The 18,473-nt window shown below is 65.4% G+C and carries 11 protein-coding genes; 8 read left to right on the top strand and 3 right to left on the bottom strand.

The window, feature by feature from the left end; genetic code table 11:
• Nucleotides 1-19 precede the first annotated feature (19 nt).
• On the bottom strand, nt 20-1,204 hold the full coding sequence (gene metC / locus AB7531_RS23290; protein ID WP_038957187.1) for a cystathionine beta-lyase: 1,185 nt from the start codon (nt 1,202-1,204) through the stop codon (nt 20-22).
• A 394-nt stretch (nt 1,205-1,598) separates the two neighbouring features.
• On the opposite strand from metC, the gene AB7531_RS23285 reads away from it, so the two are divergent.
• The 4 genes from AB7531_RS23285 to AB7531_RS23270 are packed head-to-tail and all read left to right on the top strand — an operon-like array spanning nt 1,599 to nt 6,106.
• Nucleotides 1,599-2,615: an amino acid ABC transporter substrate-binding protein gene (locus AB7531_RS23285; RefSeq protein WP_063983422.1), complete on the top strand. Its 1,017-nt coding sequence runs from the start codon at nt 1,599-1,601 to the stop codon at nt 2,613-2,615.
• Between the two features lie 19 nt (nt 2,616-2,634).
• On the top strand, nt 2,635-3,840 hold the full coding sequence (locus AB7531_RS23280) for an amino acid ABC transporter permease (protein ID WP_063983421.1): 1,206 nt from the start codon (nt 2,635-2,637) through the stop codon (nt 3,838-3,840).
• On the top strand, nt 3,837-5,357 hold the full coding sequence (locus tag AB7531_RS23275) for an amino acid ABC transporter permease (RefSeq protein ID WP_063983420.1): 1,521 nt from the start codon (nt 3,837-3,839) through the stop codon (nt 5,355-5,357). The genes AB7531_RS23280 and AB7531_RS23275 overlap by 4 nt, the downstream gene beginning before the upstream one ends.
• Before the next feature lie 11 nt (nt 5,358-5,368).
• Nucleotides 5,369-6,106, top strand: a complete 738-nt coding sequence (locus AB7531_RS23270) for an amino acid ABC transporter ATP-binding protein (RefSeq protein ID WP_063983419.1) — start codon at nt 5,369-5,371, stop codon at nt 6,104-6,106.
• Nucleotides 6,107-6,273: 167 nt separating this feature from the next.
• Here AB7531_RS23270 and AB7531_RS23265 read toward each other — a convergent pair whose 3' ends face one another.
• Together AB7531_RS23265 and AB7531_RS23260 are read right to left on the bottom strand one after the other, a co-directional pair.
• Nucleotides 6,274-7,308, bottom strand: coding sequence for a cysteine synthase A (locus AB7531_RS23265; protein WP_063983418.1), 1,035 nt, complete (start codon nt 7,306-7,308; stop codon nt 6,274-6,276).
• A gap of 96 nt (nt 7,309-7,404) precedes the next feature.
• The gene (locus tag AB7531_RS23260; RefSeq protein WP_063986386.1) at nt 7,405-8,634 is read right to left on the bottom strand and encodes an SAM-dependent methyltransferase; all 1,230 of its coding nucleotides are present in this window, start codon (nt 8,632-8,634) and stop codon (nt 7,405-7,407) included.
• 648 nt (nt 8,635-9,282) lie between these two features.
• Here AB7531_RS23260 and AB7531_RS23255 point away from each other — a divergent pair.
• Genes AB7531_RS23255 through AB7531_RS23240 form a run of 4 tightly spaced genes read left to right on the top strand, consistent with a single transcriptional unit; the run spans nt 9,283 to nt 18,414 of the window.
• Nucleotides 9,283-10,734 carry an efflux transporter outer membrane subunit gene (locus AB7531_RS23255; RefSeq protein WP_245328438.1) on the top strand — a complete coding sequence of 484 codons (1,452 nt, stop codon included), beginning with the start codon at nt 9,283-9,285 and terminating at the stop codon, nt 10,732-10,734.
• The gene (locus AB7531_RS23250; RefSeq protein ID WP_063983416.1) at nt 10,724-12,124 is read left to right on the top strand and encodes an efflux RND transporter periplasmic adaptor subunit; all 1,401 of its coding nucleotides are present in this window, start codon (nt 10,724-10,726) and stop codon (nt 12,122-12,124) included. The genes AB7531_RS23255 and AB7531_RS23250 overlap by 11 nt, the downstream gene beginning before the upstream one ends.
• 36 nt (nt 12,125-12,160) lie before the next feature.
• Nucleotides 12,161-15,310 (top strand): efflux RND transporter permease subunit, encoded by a 3,150-nt coding sequence (locus tag AB7531_RS23245; RefSeq protein WP_063983415.1) that lies wholly within the window; start codon nt 12,161-12,163, stop codon nt 15,308-15,310.
• Nucleotides 15,310-18,414, top strand: a complete 3,105-nt coding sequence (locus AB7531_RS23240) for an efflux RND transporter permease subunit (protein ID WP_063983414.1) — start codon at nt 15,310-15,312, stop codon at nt 18,412-18,414. The genes AB7531_RS23245 and AB7531_RS23240 overlap by 1 nt, the downstream gene beginning before the upstream one ends.
• Nucleotides 18,415-18,473 lie beyond the last annotated feature (59 nt).

The following is an 18,473-nucleotide window of genomic DNA, read 5'->3' as shown; positions in this document are numbered from 1 at the left end:
CGATGCCTTGTGAGCAGGCTCACATTGCCGCCTTGAGGGCAGCGAAGCCGCGATCGAGATCGGACTTGAGATCGTCGACGCTTTCGAGGCCGATGTGCAGTCGCAGGGTCGGGCCGCCCGGCGACCACTTGGTGGCGGTGCGATAGGCGTCGCAATCGAAGGGAATCACGAGGCTCTCGAAGCCGCCCCAGGAGAAGCCCATGCCGAACAGCTTGAGCGTGTCGAGCATGGTGTCGACGGCCTTCTGCGGCGCGGGCTTCAACACGATGCTGAACAGGCCGGACGCGCCGGTGAAATCGCGCTTCCAGATCGCATGGCCGGGATCGGTTTCGAGCGCCGGATGCAGCACGCGCGCGACCTCGGGTCGGGCCGCGAGCCAGCGCGCCATGTCGAGCCCCGAGCGATGATGCTGCGCCAATCGTACCGACAGCGTGCGCAGGCCGCGCAGCGCGAGGAAGACGTCGTCAGGGCCGGCGCAGACGCCGAGCAGGCGGATGCCTTCGGCGATCTGCGGCCAGGCCTTGGCGTTGGCCGAGATGGTGCCGAACATGATGTCGGAATGGCCGCCGATATATTTGGTGGCGGCCTGCATGCTGATGTCGACGCCCTGGTCGAGCGAGCGATGATAGAGCGGCGTCGCCCAGGTGTTGTCGTCGATGACGAGCGCATCGCGCGCATGCGCGACCTCGGCGATGGCGCGGATGTCCGGCATCTCGAACGACTGCGAGCCCGGCGCTTCCACCAGCACCGCGCGGGTGTTGGGCTTGAACAGCTTGTCGATGCCCGCGCCGATCAGCGGATCGAAATAGGTGGTCTCGATCCCAAGGCGCGCGAGCATGCCGTTGCAGAAATTGCGCGAGGGCCGATAGACGTTGTCGCAGACGAGCAGATGGTCGCCGGTCTTCAGCACCGAGAGCAGGGTGGTGGAGATCGCCGACAGGCCTGACGGCACGATGCCGACGCCGGCGCATTGCGGCCCCTCCAGTGCCATCAGCGTCTCCTGGAACGCCCTGGTGGTGGGGGTGCCGTGGCGGCCGTACTGGAACTCGCCGCGATGGGCGTGCAGGTCCTCGGCGGTCGGATAGAGCACGGTTGAACCGTGAAACACCGGCGGATTGACGAACCCCTTCTGCGCCTTGGTGTCGCGGCCGGAGGTCACCAGCCGGGTTTCGGCGTGCTGTTGGGAGGGGTGCGAGGAATCCATGCGTCTGCTTTCAAAACCGCGTTTCTACCGGGCGCGCCGCGCCCGCGGGCCGGCCGAAGGCCGCTGCCGTTAATAACAGAACACAGAAGAGTCCCGTCAACCCCTTGACCCGGCTCGCCAGTCGTTCTGAGATGCGCGGGTGCTATTCAGTCGCCGCATGTTGAGGGGCTGCCGCGACCTTCGATCCATCGTCTGACCGGACCTTGCGTCACAGCCATAACGGCGGGCGCCTGCGGCGGGGGATTAAGGTATGGCCTCCCGGGATGGGCGAGTGTTCGGCAAGGTTTTCCAGCATGACTCTTGCAAGGCTAGTCTTGATGCGGCTAGCCCTGGCGGAGACGATCCCAAAGACGCCATTCCTGACCTTGAGACGACTTTGAAAGGCCTTCAGCCCATGAAACGCGTAACTCTGGCTCTCACTCTCGCTGTCGCCGCCGGCCTCTCCGCCCAGGCCGCCGATGCGCAAACGCTCAAGACCATCAAGGACCGGGGCATGCTGTCCTGCGGCGTCAGCCAAGGCCTGCCCGGCTTCTCCTCGCCCGACGACAAGGGCAACTGGACCGGGCTCGACGTCGACCTCTGCCGCGCGATCGCAGGCGCGATCTTCAACGATGCGACCAAGGTCAAGTACGTGCCGTTGTCCGCCAAGGATCGTTTCACGGCGCTGCAATCCGGCGAAATCGACGTGCTCTCGCGCAACACCACCTGGACCATCTCGCGCGACACCTCGCTCGGCGCCAACTTCACCGGCGTGACCTATTATGACGGGCAGGGCTTCATGGTGAAGAAGTCGCTCAAGGTGAATTCGGCGCTCGAGCTCAACAGCGCCTCGGTCTGCGTCCAGACCGGCACCACCACCGAGCAGAACCTCGCCGACTACTTCAAGGCCAACAACATGAAGTACGAGGTGATCGCGTTCGGCACCAACGACGAGACCGTCAAGGCCTATGAAGCCGGGCGCTGCGACGTCTTCACCACCGACCAGTCGGGCCTGTACGCCAACCGCCTCAAGCTTGCCAATCCCAACGACCATATGGTGCTCCCCGAAATCATCTCGAAGGAGCCGCTCGGGCCGATGGTGCGTCACGGCGACGACCAGTGGTTCGACATCGTGAAATGGACGCTGTTCGCCCTGGTCACCACGGAAGAGCTCGGCGTGACCTCGAAGAACGTCGATGAGAAGGCGAAACTGGAAAATCCGGAGCTGAAGCGCGTGCTCGGCAGCGACGGCAATTTCGGCGAACAGCTCGGCCTGACCAAGGACTGGGTGGTGCGGATCGTGAAGGCCACCGGCAATTACGGCGAGGTGTTCGACCGCAACGTCGGCGCCGGTTCGCCGCTCGGCATCAGCCGTGGCCTCAACAATCTCTGGAATAAGGGCGGTCTTCAGTACGCGCCGCCGATCCGCTGATCCCACCTGATCCGCGGCGATGAGCACCGAGGCTCGAAAACCGCCGGCCCAGATCGCGCTGAAGATCAGGCGCGTTCTGGGCGGCAAGGCAGGCTGGAACGGCGTCGCCGTCCAGTTTGCCTTCGCGGCGATCCTGGGCTGGATTGGCTATGAGATCGTCTCCAACGCCCGGGCCAACCTCGAAAACCAGCACATTGCCGCCGGCTTCGGCTTCTTGCGGAACAATGCCGGCTTCGACGTCAACCAGACGCTGATCTCCTACACCGGCTCGGACACGTTCCTGCGCGTGTTCGTGGTCGGGCTTTTGAACACGCTCGTGGTCTCGGTGGTGGGCATCTTCTTCGCCACCGTGATCGGCTTCATCGTCGCGCTGTGCCGGCTGTCGCCCAACTGGCTGTTGTCGCGCGTCGGCGAGATCTATGTCGAGATCGGCCGCAATCTGCCGGTGCTGTTCCAGATCCTGTTCTGGTACCTGGCGGTGCTCGCGGCCCTGCCAAATCCCCGGCAGAGCATTTCGCTGCTTGGCATCGCCTTCATCAGCAACCGTGGGCTCGTCATTCCGCGCCCGATCGGCGAGGGCGGCTTCGAGCCGTTCCTGGCGATGCTGGTCCTCGGCATCGTCGCTTCGCTGGTTTTGCGCTTCTATGCGCGGCGGGCGCTATTTCAGCGCGGTCAGATGATCCGGATCTGGCCCTATGTGCTGGGCCTGCTGTTCGGGCTGCCGCTCGCGGCCGTGCTGGTGTTCGGCCTGCCCTTCACCTTCGAGCTGCCGCAGCTCAAGGGGTTCAATTTTGCCGGCGGCTCAAGAGTCATCCCGGAATTCGTGGCGCTGACGCTGGCGCTGTCGACCTATACCGCGGCCTTCATCGCCGAGATCGTGCGCGCCGGCATCCTGTCCGTCCACTCCGGTCAGATGGAAGCGGGATCCTCGCTGGGGCTGAGCCGCGGCACCACGTTGCGCCTGATCGTCGTGCCGCAGGCGATGCGCGTGATCGTGCCGCCGCTGACCAACCAGTATCTCAACCTCACCAAGAACTCTTCGCTGGCGGTCGCGATCGGCTATCCCGACCTCGTCTCGGTGTTCGCCGGCACGTCGCTGAGCCAGACCGGGCAGGCGATCGAGATCATTGCCATGACGATGGGCGTCTACCTCCTGATCTCGCTGCTCACGAGCGCCGTCATGAGCGTCTACGGTTGGCGCGTCAGCCGGAGTCTGGGCGCATGAGCGACATCATCTCGTCCGCCTATGTCCGCCGGGACCTGCTCACCGAGCGTCCCGCGCCGGTCAAGACCACGGGCTTCATCGGCCTGATGCGCACGCGCCTGTTCAATTCGCCGACCAACATTTTGCTCACGATCGTGGGCGCCTTGCTGCTCTGGTTCACCGTCATTCCTGCCGTCAAGTTCCTGATGGTCGATGCGGTCTGGACCGGCAAGGATCGCACGGCGTGCCTGACCGAGAATGCCGGCTTTACGGTCGGCGCCTGCTGGCCCTTCATCCAGGCCAAGCTGCCGCAATTGATCTACGGCTTCTATCCCGAGGCCGAGCGCTGGCGGGTCAACCTCTCGCTGATCCTGGCGGCGGCTCTGCTGCTGCCGCTGCTCATTCCGCGCCTGCCGGCGAAAGGACTGAACGCAAGTCTCTTCTTCTTCGCCTTTCCCGTGGTGGCGTTCTTTCTGCTGCACGGCGGCGGCATCACCGGGTTCGGCCTGAGCTGGACGGCCGGCCTGCTGCAATTGTTCGACGACAGCATCATCGGCGCCGGGCAGGCTCTGCTCAGTCTCGCCAAGACCTCAGCCATCGCACCGCTCTTCTGGCTGGCCGGCAATCTCATCGTGCTGGTCGGCAGCGCGATCTACTGGCTGATCTTTCCGCTGACCTGGCTGCGTGACCAGCTCCAGGGAACGGGCCAGTCGGTCTGGGCCGATTTCGCCATCACGGCGGCGGTCGTCTCCCTGATCGCCTTCGTCGCCGGTGGCGGCGTTCGCACCGGCGGCCGGGCGCTGACATCCAGCATCGGCACCTTCATCGCGATCGCGGTCGTGATCAAGCTGATGGGGCTCGATCACGGCGGCCTGCCGGTCGTGACCACGAATCTGTGGGGCGGGCTCCTGGTGACGCTGGTGGTCTCGGTGACCGGCATCGTCACCTCGCTGCCGATCGGCATCGCGCTGGCGCTCGGCCGCCGCTCGACCATTCCGCTGATCCGGATCTTCTCGATCGCCTTCATCGAGTTCTGGCGCGGCGTGCCGCTGATCACCGTGCTGTTCTTCGCGACCTACATGCTGCCTTTGTTCCTGCCGGGCAATTTCACGGTCGACGGTCTGGTGCGCGCGCTGATCGGCATTTCGCTGTTCACGGGCGCCTATCAGGCCGAGAACGTCCGCGGCGGGCTGGCCGCGATCCCGCGCGGGCAGGGCGAGGCGGCGGCCGCTCTGGGCCTGTCCTGGTGGAAGACGACCTCGCTGATCGTGCTGCCGCAGGCGCTGCGCCACGTCATTCCGAACCTCGTCAACAGCTTCATCTCGCTGTTCAAGGACACGTCGCTGGTCTCGATCGTGGCGCTGTTCGACCTGCTGGGCTCGCTCAGGGCGTCGTTCTCGGATCCGAAATGGTCGACGCCGTCGACCGCGTTCACCGGCTTTGCCTTCGCCGGGATCATCTACTTCATCTTCTGCTTTGGAATGTCGCGCTACTCGCTCTTCGTCGAGCACCGCCTCAACGCTCACCGTCGCAACTGATCGAGGTCATCATGTCCGACCCCATCGTCAAGATTTCCGGCCTCAACAAATGGTACGGCGAGTTCCACGTGCTGCGCGACATCGACCTCGAGGTCAAGAAGGGCGAGCGCATCGTGATCTGCGGCCCCTCAGGCTCGGGCAAGTCGACGTTGATCCGCTGCATCAACGCGCTCGAGGAATTCCAGGAGGGCGAGATCGTCGTCGACGGCATCGAGCTCGGGCCGAACCTGAAGCACGTTGATGCGGTCCGCCGCGAGGTCGGCATGGTGTTCCAGAGCTTTAATCTGTTCCCGCATCTGACCGTCCTGGAGAACTGCACGCTGGCGCCGATCTGGGTGCGCAACATCCCGAAGAGGGACGCCGAGGTCAACGCGATGAAATTCCTGGAGCGGGTCAAGATCCCGCACCAGGCCAACAAGTTTCCGGGACAGATGTCCGGCGGCCAGCAGCAGCGCGTCGCGATCGCACGCGCGCTGACGATGAACCCCAAGGTGATGCTGTTCGACGAGCCGACCTCGGCGCTCGACCCCGAAATGGTCAAGGAAGTGCTCGACACCATGGTCGACCTCGCCGAGGAGGGCATGACCATGCTGGTTGTCACCCACGAAATGGGCTTCGCCCGCGAGGTCGCCAACCGCGTCGTGTTCATGGATGCGGGCCAGATCATCGAGGCCAATACGCCGAACGAGTTCTTCGCCGCCCCCCAGCACGCGCGGACGAAGCTGTTCTTGAGCCAGATCTTGCGGTGACCCCGTAGGGTGAGCAAAGGCGCCTTTGCGCCGTGCCCACCATCCGTCCGCAGTCTCCGGCAAGCAAGGTGGGCACGCTTCGCTTTGCCCACCCTACGGCTACGGCACCGCGGCTTGCCTCAACTTGAGCCGGACTTCGAAATCCGGGCGGCCGCAACCCTCCCGGCCTAGACGAACGGCGGCTTGATGTTGCTGCGCTTCTCCAGCCATTCCGGCACCGGCAGGTTCTTGGCGCGCATGAAATCCGCATTGAACAGCTTCGACTGATAGCGGCTGCCGGAATCGCAGAGCACGGTGACGACGGTCTTGCCGGGCCCGAGCTGTTTCGCGAGTCGTATCGCGCCGGCGATGTTGATGCCGGTGGAACCGCCGAGGCACAGGCCTTCGTGCTGGAGCAGCTCGTAGATCACCGTGACGGCTTCCGCGTCGGGAACGAGATAGGCGTCATCCACCTTGGCGCTCTCGACGATTGCGGTCGCACGGTTGAGGCCGATACCTTCCGTGATCGAGCCGCCCGGCGTCGCCTTGGCGTCGCCGCTCCGGAAATATTCGAACATGCCGGCGCCATGCGGATCGGCGCAGGCGATCCGGACGTCCTTGTTCTTCTCTTTCAGATAGCGACTGACGCCGGCGAGCGTGCCGCCGCTGCCGACCGAGCAGACGAAGCCGTCGACCTTGCCTCCGGTCTGCTCCCAGATCTCGGGGCCCGTCGACTCGTAGTGCGCCTTCGCATTGTCGAGGTTGTTCCACTGGTCTGCGAACAGCACGCCATTGGGCTCGGTCTTGCGCAGCTCGTCGGCGAGCCGGCGGCCGACATGCTGATAATTGTTAGGATTGGCATAGGGCAGGGCCGGCACCTCGATCAGCTCGGCGCCGCACAGCTTCAGAAAATCCTTCTTCTCCTGGCTCTGCGTCTCCGGGATCACGATCAGCGTGCGGTAACCGCGCGCGCTCGCCACGACCGCGAGGCCGATTCCGGTGTTGCCGGCGGTCGCCTCCACCACGAGACCGCCCGGCTTGAGCTCGCCGCGCTTCTCGGCCTCCAGGATCATCCATTTGCCGGCGCGGTCCTTCACCGACTGGCCCGGATTCATGAACTCGGCCTTGCCCAGAATGGTGCAGCCGGTCAGTTCGGAGGCGCGCTTGAGCTTGATGAGCGGGGTGTTGCCGATGGCTTCGACAACGTCATTTTTGATGGTCATGTCAGGCAATTACCGGCTGGATCATAGGGTGGGCGCGACCCTAAAGTAGGGTGGCGGGCCTTACAAGCGACCCTTGCAAGGCGAGCCCGCAAACTCTTATTGCTGCTTTGCGAAGATGACTTGCCGGACGTCGATATTTCCGGACAGGAATCCGGCCTCGCAATAGGACAGGTAATACTCCCACAGCCGCCGGAACCGGTCGTCGAAGCCGAGCGGCACGAGGCCCGGCCAGGCCGTCTGGAAGTTATTCCGCCAGGTGGCCAGCGTCTTGGCATAATCCTGCCCGAAGATGCGCTCGCGAATGACGGGCAGGCCGAACCTGTCGCCGAGCGACTTGAGCACGGCGGGCGAGGGCAGCATGCCGCCGGGAAAGACGTAGCGCTGGATGAAGTCCACCTCGCGCCGGTAGCTCTGGAACAGCCTGTCCTGGATGGTGATCGCCTGGATGCCGGCGAGGCCGCCGGGCAGCAGCCGGTCCCGCAACTGGGCGAAATATTTCGGCCAGAACTGCTCGCCGACGGCCTCGATCATCTCGATCGAGGCGATGCGGTCGTAGCGGTCGCATTCGTCGCGATAGTCCTGAAGACGGATCTCGACCTTGTCGGCAAGGCCCGCCTCGTGAATGCGCTTCTGCGCAAAATCGCGCTGCTCGGTCGAGATCGTGAGGCCCACCACGCGCGTGCCGAAGGTCTTTGCGGCGAACTCGGCGAAGCCGCCCCAGCCGCAGCCGATCTCGAGCAGCGTCTGGTCCGGCTTCAGGTCGAGCGCCTCGGCGAGCCGGCGGTATTTGTTGGTCTGGGCTGCCGTGAGATCGGAGGTGCTCTCCTCGAACAGCGCCGAGGAATAGGTCATGCCGGGATCGAGCCAGGCCGAATAGAACGCGTTGCCGATGTCGTAATGGGCATGGATGTTGCGCCGCGCCTGACGGCGGGTGTTGCGGTTGAACCAGTGCTGCAGCAGTTGGACGAACCGCATCAGCGGCTTGTCGTTCAGCATGGCCTGGATCAGATCGTGATTGACGCAGAACAGGTAGAGGAATTGCGTCAGGTCCGGCGTATCCCAGTCGCCGGCGAGATAGGCCTCCGCGATGCCGATGTCGCCGCCGTTGATGAGGCGCGACGCGAAGCCGTAATTGTGCAGTCGCATCGCCGCATTCGGGCCCGGCTCCTGGCCGCCGAGACGGATCACGCGTCCGTCGGGCAGGGTGACGTCGAGCGTTCCTCGCCGCAGCCGCGCGCCAAAACTGAGTGCGAGCCGAACGATGCGCGGCAGATCGGCGAGCACTGTGTCTATGGTGTCTGACGTCACCGAGATGGTATGCGACATCGGCAGATCCATCACCTGAACGGATACTGTCCGACCGCGAGCCAGGCGCCCCCATACGCCTCATATCGCTGGACCCGAGGGCGCCCCGCAAACGGTCAGCGTCGAATCATGCGCATGATATAGGTGCGCGCTGCGCCGGTCGCCAAGGGGCTGGCGGGGTACCTCCGGCAGTCCACCGCCGTGTGCACAGCGCAATTGCGGGCCAGCACCCGATCATAGCGCGCCGTGCGCTCAGCCAAGGCCGGGGAAGCTGCGGTGCGCCGCGGCGCAGGTTTCGGTGGAGCGCCTGGCGGGACCGGTAGCTCTGGCGTCGGCGTGGCGGCAATATCACATGAAATCTTGGTAAGCTTGAATGCGCCTCGGAGCGAGGTTGGAATACAAAAAAGCCCTGTGACACAGGTATATTTTGTATTTGCGTGAGTTCGACATCGACGCATTCGAGGCCGCATTTCGCAGGTGCGGGACTGTCCCCCTGTTCCGCGCCCCGCTAGTATGAACTTCAGGTTCCGCAGAAAGCATCACGGCTGTGAACGAGTTACATAAACGCCCCCGGCCGTCCCGCCACGAATCGGTTAATCCGGCTCTGCGGTGGCGGATCTATCTGCCCGGCGGGGGGTGGATGTGACACAGGATGGTCCTGCGGTCGCCATGAGGCGATCTCCCGGCCTTACGTTCCGGACGTCGCGCGCGGCGCGATGGGCTGCCGTGGCGTGCCTTGCCGCCAGTTCAGGCGCCTGCGTGCTGACGCAGGATTTGCCTGATCCCGCACTCGATGTTCCCGCGCAGTACAAATACGCGGGCAAGCCGGATGCGCCGCCGTCGCTGGATTGGTGGCGCGGCTTTCGCTCCGCGGAGCTGACGCAACTGGTGGAGGAGGCGCAGACCGTCAATCTCGACATCGCCGCCGCCGTCTCGCGCATCGTCCAGGCCGACGCCCAGGCGCGGCAGGCGGGCGCTGCGCTGCTGCCGAGCCTGTCGGGCGGCGGATCGGAAACCTATTCACGCACCTCGGGTTCGAGCGCCTCGGGCCTGTCCATCGGCGGCCGCGAGGTCGTCAACTATTCGGCGTCGCTGAGCGCGAGCTACCAGCTCGACTTCTGGGGCCAGAACCGCGATGCGCTGCAATCGGCGGAAGAGACGGCGAATGCCAACCGGTTCGATCGTGACGTCGTCGCGCTCACGACGCTGGCAGGCGTTGCCAACGCCTATTTCCAGGTGCTGGCCTCGCAGGACCGGCTGCGCACCGCCCAGAGCAACATCGCCAGCGCGCAGCGGATCCTTGATGCCATTCGCGAGCGCCGCAAGGCCGGCACCGGGACCGATCTCGACGTCGCCCAGCAGGAGAGCGTGGTCGCCAACCAGAAGGCGCTGGTGCCGCCGCTGCGCCAGACGCTCGACCAGAACGTCAACGCGCTCGCCGTGCTGGTGTCGCGGCCGCCGGAGAGCGTGCGCGTGCTCGGCGGCACGCTGAACAAGATCGCGATCCCGCGCGTCACGCCCGGCCTGCCGTCGGAGCTTTTGACGCAGCGGCCCGACATCCGCCGCCAGGAGGCACAGCTCGCCTCGGCGACCGCGAACATCGGCAATGCCCGCGCGCAGTTCTTTCCGACGATCCAGCTCACCGGCAATGGCGGCTATCAGAGCTCGGCGCTGGTCTCGCTGTTCCAGCCGCATGCGGCCTTCTTCCAGCTCGTCGGCAGCGCCACGCAGCCGATCTTCGACGGCGGCAAGATCCTCGGCAATTTCGAATTCGCCAAGGCGCGGCAGGACGAGTTGCTCCAGACCTACCGCAAGACCATCATCCAGTCGTTTGCGGACGTCGACAACGCGCTGTATTCGATCAAGCAGACCACGATCAAGCTACAATTGCAGCGCGATGTCGTTACCTCGTCGAAGCGCGCCTTCGATCTCGCCGAGCAGCAATTGCGCGCCGGCACGGCCGACATCGTGACTGTGCTGAACGTCCAGCAGACACTATTTCAGGCCGAAGATGCGTTGTGGCAGGCCCAACTCGCACGGCTTCTCGCCATCGTCAGCCTGTATCAGGCGCTCGGCGGCGGCTGGGAGCCGCGAATGGAGAAACCGGTCAATGCTCTTTAAGCCGGATACGAAGGAAGGCGCGAAAGAAGGGACGGCGAAGAAATCGCGCGGCCGCGGCTTCGTCATGACCCTGATCACGCTCGCCATCCTTGGCGGGCTCGGCTATTTCGGCTGGACCGTCTGGCACCAGCAGCCGCAGCAAGCGAATGGCCGCAACCAACGGCCCGATCTGCCGGTGCCGGTGCTGGCGGCGACGCCCCGCATCCAGGACGTCCCGGTCTATCTCGACGGCGTGGGAGCGATCCGCGCGCTCAACACCGTGACCGTGCGCTCGCAGGTCGACGGCAAGCTGATCGCCGTGAAATTCACCGAGGGCCAGGACGTCAAGAAGGGTGACGTGCTCGGCGAGATTGATCCCGCGCTCTACCAGGCGACGTACGACCAGGCCGTCGCCAAGAAGGCGCAGGACGAGGCCCAGCTCGCCAACCAGCGCATCGATCTCACGCGCTACGAGCAGTTGGCTGCCTCCAACGCGGGCTCCAAGCAGCAGGCCGACACCCAGCGCGCCGCGGTCGCGCAGACCGAGGCGCTGGTCAAAGCCGATCAGGCCGCGATCGACAATGCGGCGGCGACGTTGAGCTACACCAAGATCGTGGCGCCGCTTTCGGGCCGCGCCGGCCTGCGGCAGGTCGACCAGGGCAACATCATCCACGCCGCCGACGCCACCGGCCTCCTGGTGATCACGCAATTGCAGCCGATCGCGGTGTGGTTCAGCCTGCCGCAGCAGCAGATCATGCGCGTCAACGCAGCGGCGTCGAAGGGCACGCTCGCGGTCGACGTGTTCGGCAATGACGGCATCACCGTGATCGACACCGGCAAGCTGACCGGCATCGACAACCAGGTCGACCAGACCACCGGCACGCTCAAGCTCAAGGCGGAATTCCCCAACGCCAATTATCAGCTCTGGCCGGGCCAGTTCGTCAATGTCCGCCTCAAGGTCGAGACCTTGATGCAGGCGCTGGTGGTGCCGACATCGGCGGTGCAGCGCGGACCGATCGGCACCTTCAGCTACGTCATCGGCGAGGACAATGTCGTCTCCGCCAAGCCGGTGACCGTGACCCAGCAGAACGAGCATGACGCCGTCATTGCCAGCGGCTTGTCGCCGACCGACAAGGTCGTCACGACGGGCTTTGCCAATCTGTCCGACGGGTCCAAGGTGGTCGTCGGCCGCGATGACCAGACACCGTCGGCCGATCTCGCCCCGCGCAAGCGCACGCGCGGCCCGGACGGCCAGAAAAAGGATGGGCAGGCCAAGGACGGGCAAAAGGACGGACAGGGCAAGGACGGCGAGCACCGCGCCAAGCGGAGCAGCAGTGAAGGCGACCAGAAGGGGCAGACCGGACCGGCATCGGGGCCGGGGGCATCGGGACCTGGAGCCAAGCAGCCATGATCCCGACAACAGCCGCCTGAGCGGCAGGCATATCCCATGGGCGTCTCCGAACCCTTCATCCGCCGCCCGATCGCGACCTCGCTGCTCGGCATCGCCCTGCTGATCGGGGGCGCGCTCGGCTATTTCTCGCTGCCGGTCTCGGCGCTGCCGCAGGTCGATTTCCCGACCGTGCAGGTGTCGACGCAGCTTCCGGGCGCGAGCCCCGACGTGATCGCCTCGCTGATCACCGCGCCGCTGGAACGGCAGCTCGGCCAGATCCCGTCGCTGACGGCGATGAACTCGACGAGCTCGTTCGGCGTCAGCCAGATCTCGCTCCAGTTCGATCTCAACCGCGACATCGACGGCGCGACCCAGGACGTGCAGGCCGCGATCAACGCGGCGGCCGGCGTGCTGCCCAAGACGCTGCCCTATCCGCCGACCTACGCCAAGGTGAACCCGGCGGACGCACCGGTGATGACCCTGGCGCTTCGCTCCGACACGATCTCGCTGCGGGCGATGAGCGACATCGCCGACACGCTTCTGGCGCAGCGGCTGAGCCAGATCTCCGGCGTCGGCCGGGTCTCGGTGCTAGGTGGGCTGAAGCCGGCCGTGCGCATCCAGGCGGATCTGGCGCGCCTTGCCGCCTATGGCATCGCCATGGAGGATCTGCGCACCGCGATCTCCAATGCCAACGTCTCCGGGCCAAAAGGCTCGCTCGACGGCGCGCAGCAATCCTACCTCATCGCCGCCAACGACCAGATCGCCGCTGCCGACGCCTACAAGCCTGTTATCATCGCCTACCGCAACGGCTCCCCGGTCACGATCGGCGACGTCGCGCAGATCGTGGATGGCCTGGAGAACGACCGCACCGGCGGCTGGTACCAGGGCACGCCGGCGGTCATCATCGACATCCAGCGCCAGCCCGGCGCCAACGTCATTGATGTCGTCAGCCAGATCCGGGCGGAAATCCCAAAAGTCCAGCGCGCCATTCCGGCCGGCGTGAACCTCACCATCGTCTCCGACCGCACCGTCACGATCCGCGCCTCGGTCCGCGACGTGCAGTTCACCCTGATCCTCAGCGTCGTCTTGGTGACGCTGGTGGTGCTGCTGTTCCTGCGCTCGCTGCGGGCCACGCTGATCGCGGGCGTCGCGCTGCCGCTGTCGCTGATCACCAGCTTCGGCATCATGTATTTCGCCGGCTTCAGCCTCGACAATCTGTCGCTGATGGCGCTCACCATCGGCACCGGCTTCGTCGTCGACGACGCCATCGTCATGATCGAGAACATCGTCCGCCACATGGAGAACGGCGACAGCGCGATGGAGGCCTCGCTGAAGGGGGCCAGCGAAATCGGCTTCACCGTGATCTCGCTGACGGTGTCGTTGATTGCGGTGTTCATCCCGCTGCTGTTCATGTCCGGCCTCGTCGGGCGCATGTTCCGCGAATTCGCGCTGACGCTGACGATCGCGGTCGTGACCTCGGCCGTGGTCTCGCTGACGCTGACGCCGATGATGTGCTCGCGGCTGCTCAAGCACGCCCATGAGGAACTGGCTGTGCCGGGATTGGCCGCGATCAGCCGCTTCATCGATCGCACCGTCGAGTTCTATCACCGGACGCTCCTCTGGGTCCTGGAACGCCAGCGCGCCACGCTGCTCGTGACGTTCGCCACGCTGGGCGCGACCCTCGTCCTCTACGTCGTCGCGCCAAAGGGCTTTCTGCCGCTTCAGGACACCGCATCGATCACGGCGGTGACGGAGGCGGGACCCGACGTGTCGTTCACCGAGATGCAGAATCGGCAGGCCGAGGCGGCCGATGCCATCAAGGCGGACCCTGATGTGGTCGGCGTGGTCTCGGTGATCGGGGCGGGCTCGGTCAACCCGACCACCAATGTCGGGCGCCTGGTCATGACCTTGAAGCCGCGCGGCGAGCGGCGCGACGACGTCAGCGCGGTCGTGACCCGGCTGAAGGAACGGGTGTCGGCCATCCCCGGCATGACCGTCTATTTCCAGCCGGTGCAGGACGTGCAGATCTCGACCCAGTCGAGCCGTTCGCAGTACCAGTACACGCTGACCGGGACCGACGCGACGCTGGTGTCGGAATGGGCGCGCAAGCTCGTTGCCGAGATGCGGCGCGATCCGCTGTTCCGCGACGTCTCCTCGGAGGCGCAGGAGGGCGGCCTGCGGGCGCAGCTCGATGTGGACCGGACCCGGGCCGGACAGCTCGGCGTGAGCCTGCAAGGAATCACCGACACGCTCAACGACGCGTTCGCGCAGCGGCAGATCTCGACCATCTACGGCCAGGCCAACCAGTACCGCGTGGTGCTGGAAGCGCTGCCGATGTACCAGCGCGATCCCTCGATCCTGTCGAAGCTGTATCTGCCGGGCGCGGCGAGCAGCATCGTGGGCGCGCCCAACGCCCAGGTGCCGCTCTCGGCCGTGGCGACCCTGAAGCGCACCACGGCGCCGCTCGCGATCTCGCACCAGGCGCAATTCCCGTCGATCTCGCTCAGCTTCAACCTCGCCCCGGGCGCCGCGCTCGGCGATGCCGTCGAGGCGGTGAAGACGATCGAGACCCGGATCGAGATGCCCAACAGCATCGTCGGCGTCTATGCCGGCGATGCCGCCGAATTCGCCAAGGCGCTCGCCGGCCAGCCCTGGCTGCTGCTCGCCGCCGTCATCACGATCTACATCGTGCTGGGCGTGCTCTATGAGAGCTACATCCACCCGATCACCATCCTGTCGACGCTGCCCTCGGCCGGCGTCGGCGCGATCCTGGCACTGATGCTGTGCGGTCAGGACCTCTCGGTGATCGGCCTGATCGGCATCATCCTGCTGATGGGCATCGTCAAGAAGAACGCGATCATGATGATCGACTTCGCGCTCGAGGCCGAGCGCAGGCAGGGGATGTCGCCGAACGAGGCGATCGTGCAGGCCTGTCTCTTGCGCTTCCGTCCGATCATGATGACGACGCTGGCGGCGCTGTTCGGCGCGCTGCCGCTCGCGATCGAGAGCGGCACCGGCGCCGAGCTGCGCTTTCCGCTCGGCATATCCATCATTGGCGGCCTGCTGCTGAGCCAGCTTCTGACGCTCTACACCACGCCCGTGATCTACCTGGCGCTCGACCGCATCAACCGCCGCCTCGAGCAGGCGCTGCCGCCGGCTGAATCCGGCGGCCCGCCGGTCGCGGGCGCAACCGAGGGGATGCAGTGATGGCATCGATCTCGGAGCCCTTCATCCGCCGGCCGGTCGCGACCACGCTGCTGTCGATCGGGTTGTTCCTGCTGGGTGTCGTCGCCTACGAGTTCCTTCCCGTCGCCTCGGTCCCGAACGTCGACTTCCCCGCCATCTTCGTGTCGGCCAGCCGGCCGGGCGCCGACCCGTCCGTCATGGCGGCGACGGTGGCCTCGCCATTGGAGCGTCGGCTCGGCGAGATCGCGGGCATCAACCAGATCACCTCGACGTCGTCGCTCGGCACGACCAGCATCCAGCTGCAGTTCGACATCGGTCGCAACATCGACAAGGCCGCACGCGACGTGCAGGCGGCGATCAACGCGGCGCTGATCGACCTGCCGAGCGACCTGCCGACGCTGCCGCGCTTCCGCAAGGCGAACACGGCCGGCGCGCCCGTTTTCGTGCTGGCGCTGACCTCGAAGACGCTGTCGGCCAGCGCGATCTACGACGTCGCCGATACCGTGCTCGCGCAGCGCATCTCGCAGGTGCCTGGTGTCGGTGACGTGACGGTGAGCGGCGCCGACCAGCCGGCGGTGCGCGTGCAGCTCAACCCCGTCGCATTGTCCAACGCCGGCATCGCCACCGACGACGTCAGGACCGCGATCATCAACGCCAACCCGCTTGGTCCCGTCGGCATCTTCAACGGCGAGCGCCAGAGCGAGACGCTGTCGCTGAACAAGCAGATGCGGACGGCGAAAGAGTTCCGCGACATCATCATCAAGAGCTCGAACGGCAATTTCGTCCGGCTGTCCGACGTCGCCGACATCGAGGACTCCGTCCGCAACGCTCGCTCGATCGCCTGGTTCAACAAGCAGCCGGCCGTGCTGATCCAGATCACCAAGCAGGGCGACGCCAACGTCATCGACACCGTCGACCGGGTGAAGGCGCTGATCCCGGCGCTGAAGCAATGGATCCCGGCGGGTGTCGATATTTCCACGCTGGTCGATCGCACCAGTACGATCCGCGCCAGCGTGCTCGACATGCAGTGGACGCTGCTGGCAACCGCTGTCCTCGTAATGGTCGTGGTGTTCGTGTTCCTTCGGCGGCTGACGCCGACGATCGCGGCCGGCATCTCCGTGCCGCTGGCGTTGGCCGGGACCTGTGCCGGGATGTGGGTCGCGGGCTTCTCGATCGACAATCTGTCGCTGATGGCGCTGGCGATCTCGGTCGGCTTCGTGGTCGACGACGCCATCGTCATGATCGAGAACATGTACCGCAATCTCGAACATGGCATGCGGCCGCTCCAGGCGGCGCTCGTAGGCGCCCGGCAGATCGGGTTCACCGTGGTCTCGATCAGCCTATCGCTGATCGCGGCTTTCACGCCGTTGATCTTCATGGACGGCATCGTCGGCCGCCTGCTGCGCGAGTTCTCGCTGACGCTGACCTTCGCGATCCTGGTCTCGACGCTGGTGTCGCTGACGGTCACGCCGATGATCTGCGCCCATTACATCCGGCAGACCACGTCCGGGACCGCGACGCTGTTCGATCGGCTGATCGAAGGCTCGCTGTCACGCGTCGTCACGTTTTACGCCCGCAGCTTGCGCACCGTGCTGCAATATCCGCTGCTGACGCTGCTGGTGTTCTTCGCCACCATCGGCCTCACGGTGACGCTCTACATCAAGGTCCCCAAGGGCTATTTCCCGACCGACGATTCCGGCTTCGTCATCGGCGCGACGCGCGCCTCGGCCGACATCTCGTTCCAGTCCATGCTCGGCCTGCAGCAGCGGCTCGCCGACATCGTGATGCAGGATCCGGCCGTGGCCGGCATCGGCTCGACGGTCGGCAGCGGAGGCGGGCCGGGGGGAGCGACCTCGAACCGCGGCACCATGTTCATCAGCCTGAAGCCGCCGGAGGAGCGTGACCACGTCTCGACGCAGGTCGTGATCGACCGTCTCAGGCGCGCCCTGTACCCGGTGCCCGGCATCCGCCTGTTCATGTTCGCCGCCCAGGACGTCCGCGCCGGCGGACGGCAGAGCGATTCCGACTACCAGTACACGCTGACCAGCACCGACCTTAGCCTGCTCCAGAAATGGGCGCCGATCGTGGCCAAGCGCATGGAGAGCGTCGAGGGCATCACGGATATTTCCAGCGACCGCGATCCCGGCGGGCTTCAGCTCACGCTCTCGATCGACCGCCAGAAGGCCTCGGCGCTCGGCGTCAAGGTCCAGGACATCGACAACGCGCTCAACAACGCATTTTCGCAGCGGCAGATCGGGATCATCTACACACAGCGCAACCAGTATATGACCGTGCTGGAGATCGACCCGAAATTCCAGGTCGACCCATCCAACCTCGATCGCATCTATGTCGCCGGTGCCAATGACGCGCAGGTGCCGCTGTCGGCCGTGGTGCATGCGACGCGCGGGCTCGCTGCGCTGGCGGTCTACCATTCGCAGGGGTTTCCCTCGACCACGGTATCGTTCAACCTGATGCCGGACGTGCCGCTCCAGACCGCGACCCAGAACGTGCAGCGCGCGATCGAGGAGCTGCACATGCCGGAAGGCATTCGCGGCAGTTTTGACGGCAATGCCGGCGATTTCGCCAGGACCAGCGGCCGGCAACCGCTGCTGATCCTCGGTGCGCTGGTGGCGATGTATATCGTGCTCGGCGTGCTCTATGAGAGCCTCGCCCATCCGCTGACGATCATCTCGACGCTGCCGTCCGCCGGGCTCGGCGCACTGCTCGCCTTGCAGCTCACCAACACGCCGCTGACGGTGATCGCCTTCGTCGGCATCATCCTGTTGATCGGCATCGTCAAGAAGAACGGCATCATGATGGTGGACTTCGCGCTCGATGCCGAGCGCCAGCGCGGCCTGTCCTCGGCGGAGGCGATCTTCGAGGCCTGCCAGGCGCGCTTCCGCCCCATCCTGATGACGACCATGGCGGCGCTGTTCGCCGGCATTCCGCTGGTCATCGCGACCGGTCCGGGCACGGAGCTGCGCCGTCCGCTCGGCATCACCATCATCGGCGGCCTGTTCGTCTCGCAGATCCTGACGCTCTACACGACGCCCGTGATCTACCTGCTGATCGACCGCCTGCGCCGCCGTTCCGAGCCCCGTCCGCTCGCCGCGCCCGCGGAATAGGCCAAGTATCGCGCACGTTCCGACACCGTCAGTCGGCTCGATCCCCTAACATTTGATGT

The organism is Bradyrhizobium sp. 63_E2_N1_3 (genome assembly GCF_052076005.1).
Taxonomy (GTDB): Bacteria; Pseudomonadota; Alphaproteobacteria; order Rhizobiales; family Xanthobacteraceae; genus Bradyrhizobium; species Bradyrhizobium barranii.
This window is presented reverse-complemented; position numbering and strand designations above follow the sequence as displayed.

What these genes read in the sequence shown, in the direction of transcription:
- metC (WP_038957187.1), bottom strand. Translation starts at nt 1,204, where the DNA reads ATGGATTCCTCGCACCCCTCCCAACAGCACGCCGAAACCCGGCTGGTG.
- AB7531_RS23270 (WP_063983419.1), top strand. Translation starts at nt 5,369, where the DNA reads ATGTCCGACCCCATCGTCAAGATTTCCGGCCTCAACAAATGGTACGGC.
- AB7531_RS23265 (WP_063983418.1), bottom strand. Translation starts at nt 7,308, where the DNA reads ATGACCATCAAAAATGACGTTGTCGAAGCCATCGGCAACACCCCGCTC.
- AB7531_RS23275 (WP_063983420.1), top strand. Translation starts at nt 3,837, where the DNA reads ATGAGCGACATCATCTCGTCCGCCTATGTCCGCCGGGACCTGCTCACC.
- AB7531_RS23285 (WP_063983422.1), top strand. Translation starts at nt 1,599, where the DNA reads ATGAAACGCGTAACTCTGGCTCTCACTCTCGCTGTCGCCGCCGGCCTC.
- AB7531_RS23245 (WP_063983415.1), top strand. Translation starts at nt 12,161, where the DNA reads ATGGGCGTCTCCGAACCCTTCATCCGCCGCCCGATCGCGACCTCGCTG.
- AB7531_RS23260 (WP_063986386.1), bottom strand. Translation starts at nt 8,634, where the DNA reads ATGTCGCATACCATCTCGGTGACGTCAGACACCATAGACACAGTGCTC.
- AB7531_RS23240 (WP_063983414.1), top strand. Translation starts at nt 15,310, where the DNA reads ATGGCATCGATCTCGGAGCCCTTCATCCGCCGGCCGGTCGCGACCACG.
- AB7531_RS23280 (WP_063983421.1), top strand. Translation starts at nt 2,635, where the DNA reads ATGAGCACCGAGGCTCGAAAACCGCCGGCCCAGATCGCGCTGAAGATC.
- AB7531_RS23255 (WP_245328438.1), top strand. Translation starts at nt 9,283, where the DNA reads ATGAGGCGATCTCCCGGCCTTACGTTCCGGACGTCGCGCGCGGCGCGA.
- AB7531_RS23250 (WP_063983416.1), top strand. Translation starts at nt 10,724, where the DNA reads ATGCTCTTTAAGCCGGATACGAAGGAAGGCGCGAAAGAAGGGACGGCG.